12 protein-coding genes are annotated in these 13,071 nt (G+C 56.2%); 2 read left to right on the top strand and 10 right to left on the bottom strand.

Annotated features, from left to right (window positions below; translation table 11 throughout):
- Positions 1 to 19 precede the first annotated feature (19 nt).
- Positions 20 to 922 (top strand): tyrosine recombinase XerC, encoded by a 903-nt coding sequence (gene xerC, locus FHS27_RS10395; RefSeq protein WP_184305026.1) that lies wholly within the window; start codon positions 20 to 22, stop codon positions 920 to 922.
- On the opposite strand, the gene FHS27_RS10400 is transcribed toward xerC, so the two are convergent.
- From FHS27_RS10400 to FHS27_RS10410, 3 genes are all read right to left on the bottom strand, one after another.
- Positions 867 to 3,158, bottom strand: a complete 2,292-nt coding sequence (locus FHS27_RS10400; protein WP_184304871.1) for a SulP family inorganic anion transporter — start codon at positions 3,156 to 3,158, stop codon at positions 867 to 869. The two genes, xerC and FHS27_RS10400, sit on opposite strands and share 56 nt — an antisense overlap.
- Before the next feature lie 258 nt (positions 3,159 to 3,416).
- Positions 3,417 to 3,743, bottom strand: a complete 327-nt coding sequence (locus FHS27_RS10405; protein WP_246419511.1) for a hypothetical protein — start codon at positions 3,741 to 3,743, stop codon at positions 3,417 to 3,419.
- Positions 3,744 to 4,040: 297 nt separating this feature from the next.
- A complete protein-coding gene (locus tag FHS27_RS10410; protein ID WP_246419408.1) occupies positions 4,041 to 4,715 on the bottom strand; it encodes a DUF374 domain-containing protein in 675 nt (224 codons plus the stop codon).
- 216 nt (positions 4,716 to 4,931) lie between these two features.
- Between FHS27_RS10410 and FHS27_RS10415 the strand changes: the two genes are divergently transcribed.
- Entirely contained in the window at positions 4,932 to 6,275 is a 1,344-nt protein-coding gene (locus FHS27_RS10415) for an MFS transporter (protein ID WP_184304873.1), read from the top strand.
- 46 nt (positions 6,276 to 6,321) lie between these two features.
- Here FHS27_RS10415 and FHS27_RS10420 read toward each other — a convergent pair whose 3' ends face one another.
- The 7 genes from FHS27_RS10420 to FHS27_RS10450 form a co-directional block, all read right to left on the bottom strand.
- Positions 6,322 to 7,053 (bottom strand): ABC transporter ATP-binding protein, encoded by a 732-nt coding sequence (locus FHS27_RS10420; RefSeq protein ID WP_184304874.1) that lies wholly within the window; start codon positions 7,051 to 7,053, stop codon positions 6,322 to 6,324.
- Positions 7,050 to 8,261, bottom strand: a complete 1,212-nt coding sequence (locus FHS27_RS10425) for an ABC transporter permease (RefSeq protein WP_009104158.1) — start codon at positions 8,259 to 8,261, stop codon at positions 7,050 to 7,052. Before FHS27_RS10425 ends, FHS27_RS10420 begins: the two co-directional genes overlap by 4 nt.
- Positions 8,258 to 9,418 carry an efflux RND transporter periplasmic adaptor subunit gene (locus FHS27_RS10430; RefSeq protein ID WP_184304876.1) on the bottom strand — a complete coding sequence of 387 codons (1,161 nt, stop codon included), beginning with the start codon at positions 9,416 to 9,418 and terminating at the stop codon, positions 8,258 to 8,260. Before FHS27_RS10430 ends, FHS27_RS10425 begins: the two co-directional genes overlap by 4 nt.
- Entirely contained in the window at positions 9,415 to 10,542 is a 1,128-nt protein-coding gene (locus FHS27_RS10435; protein ID WP_184304879.1) for an FAD-dependent oxidoreductase, read from the bottom strand. The genes FHS27_RS10430 and FHS27_RS10435 overlap by 4 nt, the downstream gene beginning before the upstream one ends.
- On the bottom strand, positions 10,542 to 11,081 hold the full coding sequence (locus FHS27_RS10440; protein ID WP_184304881.1) for a rhodanese-like domain-containing protein: 540 nt from the start codon (positions 11,079 to 11,081) through the stop codon (positions 10,542 to 10,544). Before FHS27_RS10440 ends, FHS27_RS10435 begins: the two co-directional genes overlap by 1 nt.
- An 83-nt stretch (positions 11,082 to 11,164) precedes the next feature.
- Positions 11,165 to 11,758 carry a c-type heme family protein gene (locus FHS27_RS10445; protein WP_246419409.1) on the bottom strand — a complete coding sequence of 198 codons (594 nt, stop codon included), beginning with the start codon at positions 11,756 to 11,758 and terminating at the stop codon, positions 11,165 to 11,167.
- A gap of 212 nt (positions 11,759 to 11,970) precedes the next feature.
- Positions 11,971 to 13,065 carry a DsrE family protein gene (locus FHS27_RS10450; protein WP_315854520.1) on the bottom strand — a complete coding sequence of 365 codons (1,095 nt, stop codon included), beginning with the start codon at positions 13,063 to 13,065 and terminating at the stop codon, positions 11,971 to 11,973.
- Positions 13,066 to 13,071: the final 6 nt, after the last annotated feature.

The raw sequence follows: 13,071 nt of genomic DNA on the forward strand, positions 1-13,071 counted from the left end.
AATCATGGCAAAAGTCCCCCTGTCATCGGCGATCACTCGGTTCCTGAGGTACATGGCGACGGAGCGCAACGCGTCGGACCTGACGATCAAAGCCTACCGCGAAGATCTGTTCGGATTTGCACAGTGGATTGAGGGTGGGCAGTTTGCCGGGACAACGCTCGATTCGCTCGATCCCTCACACCTCCGACAATTTCAAGCGGCGTTGCAACAGGCCGACTACGCCAAGAGCACGATCTCACGCAAACTCGCGTCGCTGCGTAGTTTCTTCAAATTCGCGATGCGTGAAGGCTCGGCGAAAACGAACCCCGCGAAGCCACTGCGCAACCCACGGCGAAACCGCAAACTGCCACTCGTTCTTTCCAACGAGGAAATCGGCCGACTCCTCACGACACCTCCGGCACATGATCCCGCCGGACTACGTGATCGCGCGATTTTAGAAACGATGTACTCTGCCGGACTCCGGGTCAGTGAACTGGTTGCCCTTCGAGACGGCGACATCGACTTCGGTCAGGGGATCGCCCGCGTTCGAGGAAAAGGTCGCAAAGAACGGATCAGTCCGCTCGGGTCGTACGCGATCGATGCGATTCGTGCATACGCGGCCCGTCGCAATCGATCGGCGGAGTCCGAACGTCTCGGTCAGGCGGCACCGGTTTTCGTCAACCGATTCGGGAACATTCTGACGACTCGCAGTGTCGGTCGGATGCTCGACAAATACATCGCCGACGCCGAACTCGATACTCGGACCAGCCCCCACACGCTGCGTCATTCCTTCGCCACCCATCTGCTCGATCGGGGAGCTGATATTCGCAGCGTGCAGGAATTACTCGGTCACAAGTCGTTAACGACGACCCAGATCTACACGCACGTTAGCGCGGCGAATCTGCGAACGATTTACGAGCAGGCTCACCCTCGGGCTCAATAGGCGAAGCCCCGAAGAACTCAATCTCACCGGTCTTCACGTCGTACAACGCACCGATCACTTTGACGCGGCCTTCACCGACTGCGTTGCGGATCACCTGACTACGACGGGTGATTTCCTCAGCCGTGTGAATCACGTTTTGTTTGGCAACGTTGTCGACGTAGGTTTCCAACGCTTCCTCGCTCAATTCGTCGAGCGATCGCGGCGGGAGGTCCTTGATACTCGGTGCGATCTCATCGACGATCGATTGCAAGTGTTCACAACCGGTCGCGCTCATCGCATCCTGTTTGCCCGCGACAAGTTTGACCGACGAGGTCACCGCGCCACAGCGAGTGTGCCCTAACACGACAACCAATTTCACGCCCGCCACACCGACGGCGTATTCGAGGCTGCCGAGCGATTTGGTGCCGATGATATTTCCGGCAACACGGACACTGAAAATGTCTCCCACCCCAAGGTCAAAGACCAACTCGGTAGGAACTCGCGAGTCGATACAGCTGAGCACGGCGGCGAGCGGGTTTTGCCCCATCGCGGTCGCGTTGACCTGGCGACCCAAGTCTCGGTTCAAACGGGTCCCGCTGACGAAACGTCGGTTCCCCTCACGCAGGGTCTTGATAACCTGATCCGCCGTTGCCTTGTCTTGCAACTCACGGGTCGTGTAATCCGCAAACTGCACGTCATCGCTGAGTTGGTACTTGGAACGAAATCCGACCAAATTGACGAGCACATCGCGTGCGGGGGCCGTGTTCGTTTTGTAATCGCGGATCAAACTCAGAACATCGGGGTCAATGTAATCCGAGGCACTCGCGTCAATTGTCAATCGAGTGCCTGGTTTGGCTTCATCAAGAATGCGTTCGATTGCGGCACGATTCAAAAAGCTGACTTGGTTCGCCAATTCAATGTGGGTGATGTCACCGGCCAAGTGAGTCTCGACGACACGGCGAATCGGACGACGCAGGTTACTATTAAGGATGAACAGAACGGCAACGCCCAATCCGATCAGAATACCGATCAACAGGTCAGTGAAGACGATTGCCACCACCGTGACGATAAACGGAACGAACTGATAACGGCCTTCGTTCCACATCTGCTTGAACAACTTAGGGCTGGCCAGTTTGAAACCGGTCACCAGCAGAATCGCGGCCAAAGCCGACAACGGGATCATGTTCATGTAGCCCGGCAGGATCGCGACGCTAAGCAACAACAAAATCCCGTGGAAGATTGCTGCGAGCTTGGTTTTCCCTCCCGAGTTCACGTTGACGCTACTGCGAACGATAACCGACGTAACAGGCAAACCACCGATCATCCCGCAAACCATGTTGCCGCAACCCTGTGCGATCAACTCACGACTCGCGGGTGAATTGCGTTTTTCAGTATCGAGCTTGTCAACGGCTTCGAGGTTGAGCAATGTCTCCAACGACGCGACAACGGCAATCGTAATGGCGCCGATGTAGACCGCCGGATTCAACAACTGCGTGAAGTCAGGCATCCTTAGAAAACCGATAAACTCAGAGGCACTGCTCGCGATTGGTATTTGCACGAGGTGGCTTTCCCCGATCAACCATTTCCCACCGAACCTGCTAAACAACATGTTCAATGCGACCCCCAACAGCACCACCACGAGCGGCGACGGAACGAGTGAACTTTTCAACCTCGGGATTCGATCCCATATTGCCAGGAACAGGATCGATGCGATCCCGATGACCATCGCACCGACGTGAATGTCGCCGGCGATCATCAGCAAAATTTCGGTGAACGTGTTCTCACTGTCCGGCTGGACGAACGACATATCACCTTCCGGGTCGGCATCGTGGCCGAAGACGTGTGGGATCTGTTTCAAAATCAGGATCACGCCGATCGCGACGAGCAACCCCTTGATCACGCTCGATGGGAAAAACGCCGACAGCGCCCCTCCCTTCGCAATCCCGAAACCGACCTGAATCGCACCGCCGATCAGGACCGCCAGCAAGAACGCCTCGAACGATCCCAATGCGGCGATTTGGGCGGCAACGATCGCGGTCAAACCAGCGGCCGGTCCGCTGACGCTCGTGTGAGATCCACTGATCGCCGCCACGACGAGCCCGCCAACGATCCCGGCAAGCAAGCCCGAAAACAGATCCGCCCCCGATGCCAATGCGATACCGAGACAGAGTGGCAACGCCACCAGAAAAACAACCACACCCGAGATTAAATCTCGGATGACCGTTGAAGAGGAATAGGTAGTGGTTTGGGAAGACATCGCTGCGAAATCCTGATGAAAACAGATGCACCCGCGAAAATCGCGGGCACCAAAAAACGAACAAATACTACCCGTTCATTCCGTGCCACTGCTGTGCACCGGATGAAACGAGTTACCGCCAAAAAGTCAGTGTCTGGTTTCACACGACCAGGACTCAAATTGTTGCACCTCGGTCCATGGTGTGACCGTGTGCAATGATGAGCGCATGTTCGCGTGAGTTCAGACTAACAAATCCATACAGAAAAGATCTGCGATTTATTAACAGCGAATGGGCGCGAGATTGCCACTTGAGAGTCGATGTCCGACGATGGCTCGCGGAACATCAGTGATGCGGACAATTGTCCAATGCGGAGAGAAGAGCCGGTACGGGCTGGGCGTGGAATCCGCAAACCGATCGTCACGTTCACGACGTTCGGCCGAACACGGCACTCGTTCTTCCAACTCTTCGGACTGACTTTGAGTCTCGCGATCGAGCGAGAGTCGAGATACAGTTGCGGTGATCCCGAGACTCGGCAATGCAAACAGCACCAACATGATGCATGGCATCATCCAGTGCGGTTCGACGAAGTGCGAGTTTTTCGACATCAAGGGCGAAGAGATCCGTTGTGCGGAACAGGAATTCGGTGACGACAGCCGAAGCGGACCAACGATAGTGTAGTTATTGTGTCGGTCGGCGTGATTCGTCCATTCTTACCTAGTCAGCAAGAGGGGGCAAGAGAGATCACGGCGATCGCTCCGCTCGGTCTTCTGCCCCCCTTTAGTTAGCGACACATCGACGTCGATTGTCCAGCAATAACATGCAGATTGGGCGGGAAACCTCGAGTTCCTCACCCCGGCGTCATGCAAACTTCATCGAATTCGCGGGTGGCGAAACAGCCCGTATCAGGCGGCATTTGAACGCGGCAGTCGCAATTTCTCGGCTCTTTGCCGAAACACCGACGGCCCGGGAAGGCGTGGTGCGCTGTAGGTGAATTCGTCCGGATCTACGAGCGATTCGATTTCCGCGAGGGTTTCCTGGATCCTCCGACGATACGTTTCGAGCGTCTCCTCGGCCCCGCAGACGAGCGGTTGAGAAAAATACAAATCGATTGTCGTGAACGGTTTCGGAATCTGCATCCGATCCCACGCTTTGCTGACGATCCACCGTCGCCGGGGGACCACCACTGCGGCGAGCACGACGGCATCGGATTGACGTGAAAGGTCACCGATTCCTTTATGCACCCGTCCGCGTGGCCCACGTGGTCCGTCGACCGTCAAACAAGCGGGACATCCATTGCGTACGTGACGAATGAGATTACGTAGTGCAGTCCGACCGCCACGATTCGCCGTTCCCTGGCCGCTCGACCCACGTACCGGCACGCAACCGCACAACGTGAGCGAGGGAACGATCATCTCGCCATCGGCTGAACGCGAGACCATCGCGCCGAGCCCCTTCTCGGCAACCATCAGAGCGGCAAATTGATGCGAGTGGAGGATCGCGAAGACATACGGGATCCCCGATCGGCGCAGCACCGGCCGGATGTCGTTGGCCACTCGCACACGACATGTCGATCGCAAGACGATTAAAGTAATGGCCACTAGCCACGAAAAGAACGTTCTCATCCTCTACAACGCTCTCGAGTATCCTTCAAATCTGTCCGATGATCCTGAAGCATGATCGTCTGGTGCGACGACCATTTTTCTCCCCGATTGACGGTTCTGCATGGTATTTAGAAAAAATGCTCGCGCGGGTAAACCGCAAACCACGCTCTATTTCATTCTTCGGATTCTGATTTGATTCCCCTCCCGCGTCGAGCGATCGGCGTCCTCTTTGGTTTCGCCTTCCTGACGTCGGCCGCCTACGTCCTGACCAGCTCGATCGGCATGAGTCTATATCTCGCCCGAGTCGGATCCCATGCGCTGCCATTGGTCCTCGTCGCATCCGCCGTGATCGTTGTGATCGTGTCGATGCTGACCTTCGTATTGATCAACGTTACGGCACCACGTCACTGCATCGTCGCAATCTGGTCACTCCTAGCCACCGCTTCGACGTATTTGTCCTGGGAACTCACCGAGTCCCATCATTCGGTAATTGTCCTCGGAATGATCTATGTATTGGCCGAAGTTCGCGGCTGCCTGAACACCGTGTTCCTGACAACCTTAATGACCGATTGGTTTCGAAACTCGGAATCGAAACGTCCGTACACGCTTGTCGCTGCGGGAGCCCCCGTCGCCGGCATCGCCGCAGGCCTGTTCTTGACCTGGGAAGCATCGGTGCTCGGTAACGTGCGAATTCTCCAGGTCATCGCGGCTCTCGATCTCGCCGTCGCTGTGTTGGCGTGGTCGTTGCCGCGACGGGCGAGCCAACCGCCCACCGAACAACCCAATACCACGCAACCGCACAACCAAAACGGCTCTGAAAAGACCGCGGCTCTGAATTCGTCCTGCGACACACCCACTCAGGAATCCAACGGAAAAGACCAAGCCCCCACCAAGGCGTCCTCACTGAGCGAAACATCGGTTCCTCCCAAACCATCGTGGTCGCTCCTGCAGTTTCGTTCTCACCTACTCGTTCTCATGGTCGTGCAGACGGCCGTGCTGACACTGATCGGATACCAATGGAAGGTCTCCGTTTCCGATTATTGGCACGAAGACGAATCATCCCTCATCACTTACTTTGCGGCCTACTACGCAATCGTCGACACGTTGATTTTGACATCGCAACTATTCGTCGCGGGCCGACTGCTCGATCGATTCAGTGTGGGAATGGCGTTGCGGGTGTACCCATTATTGCTCGCCATCACGGCAGCGGCGGCGTTCTTCGTCAACAGCGTGTTTGCCTTGATGATCATCTTTACATTCGCTCGAGGACTCGACGTTTTCCGTCGATCGCTGCACGACCCCGCACTCGCCTCGGCGTTTGCGATCCTTAGCAAGCGATTTCGCCGACAATCCATCGTCGTGATCAAAGGCATCGCAAAACCAACGGCCGAAGTCATTTCCGCGATGGCTCTGTTTCTATACGCGGCCAGCAGTACTTCGAACCAGATCACCGCAGTCTGGCTGCTGTTATTAATCCCATGGGTTTTATCAGCGACCGTCGCCGGCAAGATCCACGGTCAATACGATTCTCCCTAACTGTGCATCTCGACCATTCACGCCACGCTGCAGATATAGCAACGCCCTAATGCGGAACGCTCGCGTGTGCAGATTCACTCGGGGCCGACCGACTCAGTAAGCCGTCTTCCATTTCGTAGATCGTGTCGAAAACGTCAAGTGCTCGATGATCATGGGTGACGACGATCACGCCCGCGCCTTGTTCGTGAGCCACCTTTGCGAACAACTCCATCACTTGGCGGCCTCGATGTCCGTCGAGCGCGGCGGTGGGTTCATCAGCCAAAATCACACTCGGCCGATTCGCCAAAGCACGTGCGACCGCGATGCGTTGCTGCTGGCCGCCAGAAAGCATCGAAGGGAAATTACTCGCACGATCGGCGACACCGAGGTATTCGAGTAATTCCATGCTCCGACGACGTGACGCTCTCGCGGACTCACCGCTAAGCTGCATCGCGATCTGCACGTTCTCAATCGCCGACAAGAACGGAATCAAGTTGGATTTTTGAAAGATGAATCCGAGATGTCGGCGACGGAACGAACGCAAATTGGTGTAGGCGACGTCACCGTCATGGACGAGTTGCCCGCCGATCGAGATGCGACCGCGGGTGGGCGAATTGATAAGCCCGACGGCGGTGAGGAACGTCGACTTGCCACTTCCGCTCGGGCCTAGCAGCGCGACGACCTCACCTTTCTCGACTCGCATCGACGCGTCTTTCATGGCAACGACTTCGGTGTTCCCACTGCCGTAGATCTTCGTTAGTTGCTCGGCCTCAATCGCCGCGGGTTCAGACTGACTCATGCCAACGCCTCGTTAGGCGAAATCTTCATCGCCTTCCAAATCCCCAGAAGACTCGCAATCACCGAGATCGCCAAAACGATTCCCGCCAATTGCAGTAAATCTGCGTGAGCCAAGATCACGCGACGAGGGAACAACGGAAACAATTGCCGGCCGACGAGGTAGGCGATACCGAAACCGACAAAACCGAGGATCAACGCCTGTTGCAGGATCATGCCCAGCACGACCGAATTCGGTGCCCCGATCAGTTTCAACAAGGCGATCGAATGAATTTTGTCCAGCGTCAAGGTATACAAGATCAAGGCCATGATGATGGCCGCGATAATGGTAAGCAGCACACGGAACAGTCCGATCTGTCGCCGGACTCGTTCGACGCTGCCTTTGAGTAAGAGCTCGCGTTGTCCATCCGCTGTGTACACCGACACATCGCCCCATCCCGAGATCACTTCTGCAACCCGATCAGGGTCCGTGCCGGGAGTCAACGTGATCATCACCGCGCTGATTTGAGGCTTGGCAACGGCGGGCAATTGACTCGCAGGTTTGTTCGCGTTTTCGAGTACGTCGGGTTGCCTGATCGCTAACTCAAAATCTTCACCACGGGCCCGGCGAGCGGCCCGTTCCAACCGAACCGCCTCACCCGGTGTATCAAACTGAATCGCCAACGCGTCTGAAACGGAAAAGAACGCGAGCCCGTCTCCACTCGAACTGATCATGTTCTCAGTGATGCCGACGACCTCGTAGGTCTCTTTGCCGAGCGTGACGCGTTCACCCAGAGCGAGCCCGAGTTGTTGATCCGCAATCATCTCATAGTGAACTTGCCCGAGCGTTCGACCGGCAATCAACGGCAGCCACTCGCCTTTGTCCGTCGGCCAACTCAATCCCAATACGGCGATCCGCAACGGCTTTCCGTCGCGTTGGCGTTGGATCGTGTGATAGACGAATTCACGTGCCTCCAATACACCGGGCACGGCCGCGGCGCGGTAAACCAACGTCGACGACACGCGTGACAATTCGGCAAAAGGGCCACGCGTGTTTCGTTGCACGATCCACAGGTCAGCATCGGCGCGGTCGATCAACAATGTCGCGTCTTCGACCACGCCGCGATAAATACCGCCCATCCCCATCACGACCATCAACAACATCCCGATGCCCACTGCGGTCAATGCGAATCGTCCGAAACTGTGCCGGATGTCTTTGGTGGCTAAATTCAACGTGCCATCCCCGTCTGAATCGTCACTCTGCGTCCATCCGCCAATTGCGTGGACGGATTCACGGGAGAGACAATCACGTCACCCTCGCTGATCCCCTGTTGCACCTCGACGACCTCGCGACCGCGAATCCCGATCGACAATTCACGCCATACCGCCTTTCCTTCCACGTCCAGAAAAACACCGAGACTTCCCTCGCGACGGACGAGCCATTCCGCGGGCACCACGATCACCTCCGAACGCTCGGCGACATTGACAAACGTTTCGGCTCGCTGGCCGACGGCCCAATTTTCCGGCAATTCCAACACTCGCACATCAACGATGAATTCGCGTGTTTCCCGATCGGCTTCGCGTCCGAGACGTGCGACCACGCCAGAGTAAGACGACGTAGGTTCGCTTCGAAAAACAACGCGTGCGGTTTGACCTTCGGCCAGTTGCGACATCGCGGTTTCGTCGACCCAGGCACTAATCCACAACTGGTCCAACGAGATCAAGGTTAGGATCTCGCTGCCCGGCACAACGACGTCTCCTGGTTCGCGCCGACGCCGCACAATCAACCCGTCAAACGGCGCATGAATTTCGGTGTCGGTCAATCGCATGGCGTGATAACGGGCGGTGTTTTCGGCAACAACCAAATTTCGCTGCCCTTCGACGATGGCCGCATCAGCCGACGCCACTCCCGCCTGCGCGACCGAAAGCGCCTCGGTCGCTTTGTCAGCGTCGTCACGACTCGCAGCGTTCTTATCGACCAACGATTGCACCCGGTCAAAACTTCGTCGCGCCTGCTGAAGTATGGCATCGGCCCGCTCTTTGTCTGTCTTTAAACGCTCGACCGCCGCTGCCGCCGCGTCCACCCCCGCCGAGGCGATCCCAACCTGCTGCTTTAGTTCCTCTTCGTCCAAACGAACCAGCAATTCGCCGACCGAGACCTGTTGCCCCTGGTCGGCCAACACTTCCACAATGCGTCCGGATATTTTGGAACTGATTGTCGCCTCGACTCGGGCTTCGAGAGTTCCTGTGCCCATCACCTCACCGACAACGGAACCACGTTCGGCTGCGTGAGCGATAACGGGAATCGGCGAAAACTGGAACCAATAAACCACCACCGCGATGATTGCAGCAACGAAGGCGAACTTGAGCAGCGGTCTGACGTATTTCATTTAACTTGGTATTCCGCGATGAAGCGTTTGTCGATCCATGTCTTCAACTGCCAACTCAAACGAGAATGCCAACTCAGCGGACCGTATTCGAGGAACGCTTTCCCGTCACCCGTGTTTAGCAATTTCAAAAAGTCGCTTTGCGGCTCAAAGCGTTCTAACGGTTCGCCCGAAAACATCGCACGCAAGTTGTGCCAAAGGATCGGTGCCTGACGGACCGCGTACACGCCCGCCTTTGGTGACGGTGATTCGATTACGGTGCCGGAATCCCCGACGGCGAACACTCGCTCGTCAGATAGCGATTGCAGGGTCGGGGTAGTCGCGATGAAACCGCGGTCGTCGGTTTGCAATCCCAACGTGGCAAGCACAGGAGGTGCCCCGGCCCCCGTGGCCCAAATCACGCAGTCGGTTTCGTGTCGAGAATCGTCCTCCGTCGTGATGCTGGATTCACCAACGTCGGAAACCCGATGCCGAGGATTCACCCGAATCCCTTTCGATTTGAGTAGTCCTTCGATACGCCGGACACTGCGATCACTCATTCCATCGGCGACGTGTTCGCTGCTGGTGAAGATTTCGATCAGCGTGTCATTTGCCGAATTTTGTTTCCTCAGTTTCTGTTGCAAACAAAACGCGATTTCGACGCTCGCTACGCCCCCACCGACGATTGACACCTTCAACGCTCGGTCACCATCGCGGTCAACGGCATCGAGATGCCCCTGCAACCGAGTCAAGAACGTTTGCATCGGTTTGATTGGCACCATCAGCGGCGATTCCGTATGATCGAGCCATCCCGCAGGCATCGACCCGACTCCGACCGACAACGCATCAAAAGGGATTGGTTCGTGATCGGAAAAGTGAATCACGCTCGCATCCAAATCCAATCCGTTCGTGTCCGCGATGATCAACTTTGCACCGGCACGCTGCGCCAACGGAGCGAGTTCGATTCGCATCTCCTCGTCGCTGAATTGCCCGCCTAACGTCCCCGGTAACATGCCCGAATAAGTCGCGTCAGGATAGCGACTGATGCACGTCAGACTGCATCCCGGAATCGGATCACTCGCCCATTCTTTGACGACATGAGCGTTGGTGTGACCAATGCCGAGCAGAACGACGTTCTTGGTGGACACTACTGCGTCACCTGCTCGTAGGCTGCCGGAATTTTGTAACGGTCGCTGTAGGTATGGACTCGGTTGGTCGGTCGGCCATCGAGTGTCTGCACCGGCAATCCGGCGTCCACCCATTTCAAAATGCTGCCCTTGTAGTTCTTCACCTTCACGCCATCGGCCACCAACTTTTTGGCATACGCGCCACTGCGACCACCCACGGTGCAGTAGGGGATCACCAATTTGCCTCGATACTTATCAGCATTTTTCTCGTACTGAGCTTTCGTGATCGCGCCAGGTATCACGGAGACATTCACTTCCGCATCCGTGCGAACGTCAACGACAACGAAGTCAGGCTCCGAGGCCGGTTTTCCCGCTTGCACGGCTTCGGCAGCCGCCTTTTGCTGCCGCGTCAACATTGCACTGAGATCTTGCGTACTGATCGTTTCGATCTTTGGTCCGCCGAAAAAACCGCCAAACTGAGCCGACGCGGGCATCACGGCCAATTGAAAGAAGGCAACGACGGCAAACAGACTCGCGACTACAAATTTCGGATTCAGCATCTAAGTTTTCTCGATTGAAGGGACGGATTGAAATGGGTACGTAAACGGTCAGCGACGCACCGCGACACGCATTGGATCCCGGACTACAGCGTTTCCACCCAGAACCAACCACGCAGCTCTCCTTCGACAAACCCGGTGGCTTGGTCGTCCGGATAAAGCCTCGCGAGCTGGTCCTTGATGATCGGTGCGATCTGATCCGTTGGGCCGTGACACATGAGACATTGTGTTTGCAACTTGATCGGTAACAGCGCCGCGGCATGATCATTCGACAAGGTGGCAAAGGTAGCGGAGGCGGTCTTGGCATCCGTCAATTCCGTTGCCCATTGGGGCGATTTATTGTTTGGATTTCGGAGCCGAACACCGACACGCCCGATTTTGACATGATGCTCGGCACCCACCTCTGCTGCGATTCGGGGTGCTTCCTCGTGACACACCTGGATTGCCTTCGCCGGCCCCTGGCTCATCGCCTGCATCAGCCGACCGGACAATCGTTGTTGCAATGCCTCCTTGGCGGCAACCAGTGTTTGCTGATCTGATTCCGAGGGCACTTGGTCTTGCACAATCGTCACCTCGTCTTGCTCCATAGTAGGCGACGGTGCCACACGTTCTGAACGCGAACAACCGCTGAACATCGAGATTACCAGCAGCGGCGAACAAAGAACCAAGTAAAATTTCATCACACGAAACCTTTCGGGGCAGAACCTATCGGGGCAGGGCAGGGTGCTCGAAAGAGCAGAGCGATCGGCGCGTCAGGACGTTCAACGGGGCAGGACATTCAGCAGGGCAGGGCAGACGGGATCGGGCGGCCGCCCATCGAAGCGTTTTCGTCAAAACATGAGCCAGCGGTTCACATAGACATCCTACGCAATTGACTTCGATCATCGATCGTTTATTTCAAAATAGGCACGTACGAATACCCATCCGCTTGCAGATTCACGACCGCTGTCAACGCCGACACTGCGGTATCAACAAACACCGCGACATCGGAAGATTGATACCCCGCCGAATGTAACGATTGACCGCAAACGGTTAGCTCAACGCCCGCTTCGTGCAGTTCGTGCAACAGTTCCAAATTTGGGTTGCCCGACGTTTGAAATTTCTCGCGATAGGCGTCGTCGTTCAATACCGCGAGAGTGGCACCGCCATGAAAAACGACCGCGATTTCTACGTTCGCAGGTGATTCTCCCGCACCGGCGTAGATATTCACGTATCTCGCCACTCCTTCAAGTGCCGAATTCAATTTTGCAGGATCGTCACCGCGGGTCACGTCGACCATCAATTTGGTGCCGTCGCGTGGTTGATGCACGGCGTTGGGCAGCCGAACCACGCTTCCGTGCTCAGAGATCACTGGCTTTCGATCGGCTTCCGGTTGTACCGTATCTGAACCGGGGATTGCATGATTTTTCATCGCTTCGGCAAACCCTCGCTCGACAAAACCCGAAACGACTTTGGCATGAGCACGAATGAGGTCGGCAACATACGGATCGTCTGAGGTTTCCGTCACACGCACGCCTTTTTCCGTATCTACATGTTCCATCTTGATTTTATCGGTGTGCCGAAAAATCTCTTCAAACAAAGGGTCACGCATTCGAATCGGGTTCGTTTCCTTAATTCGGTACTGCATCCATTCAACGTGTTCTTTGATCTTCGAGGCGACTTCCTCGTCATCGGACTCGGTGAGCGTTTCGACGCCGCCGGAAACCTCTTTGACAGTCCGCGTGATCTTCTCGTGATGGGTCAGCAAAAATTGAAACACATCGTGATCGGAATCATGGCGTTCGTCATGGGAGTTTGGACCACCGCTCTGCATCCCGCGTCCCGCCCCCATTCCGCGGCCCGCGCCTCTTCCAGCACCTCGCCCGGCACCAGGCCCAAACCCATTGCCATGGCCGCCACCGAATCCCGGGCCTTGCTGCGCAGTCGCCGCTGGGATCAATGAAAATGAAACGAGAAGACCGAAAATCAAGATGCTGAAAATTTTCACCGAACC

Source organism: Aporhodopirellula rubra (genome assembly GCF_014192335.1).
Lineage (GTDB): Bacteria > Planctomycetota > Planctomycetia > Pirellulales > Pirellulaceae > Rhodopirellula > Rhodopirellula rubra.

Coding starts and splice junctions, on each gene's coding strand:
- FHS27_RS10400 (WP_184304871.1), bottom strand. CDS start 3,158: ATGTCTTCCCAAACCACTACCTATTCCTCTTCAACGGTCATCCGAGAT.
- FHS27_RS10405 (WP_246419511.1), bottom strand. CDS start 3,743: ATGTCGAAAAACTCGCACTTCGTCGAACCGCACTGGATGATGCCATGC.
- FHS27_RS10420 (WP_184304874.1), bottom strand. CDS start 7,053: ATGAGTCAGTCTGAACCCGCGGCGATTGAGGCCGAGCAACTAACGAAG.
- FHS27_RS10430 (WP_184304876.1), bottom strand. CDS start 9,418: ATGAAATACGTCAGACCGCTGCTCAAGTTCGCCTTCGTTGCTGCAATC.
- FHS27_RS10440 (WP_184304881.1), bottom strand. CDS start 11,081: ATGCTGAATCCGAAATTTGTAGTCGCGAGTCTGTTTGCCGTCGTTGCC.
- FHS27_RS10445 (WP_246419409.1), bottom strand. CDS start 11,758: ATGAAATTTTACTTGGTTCTTTGTTCGCCGCTGCTGGTAATCTCGATG.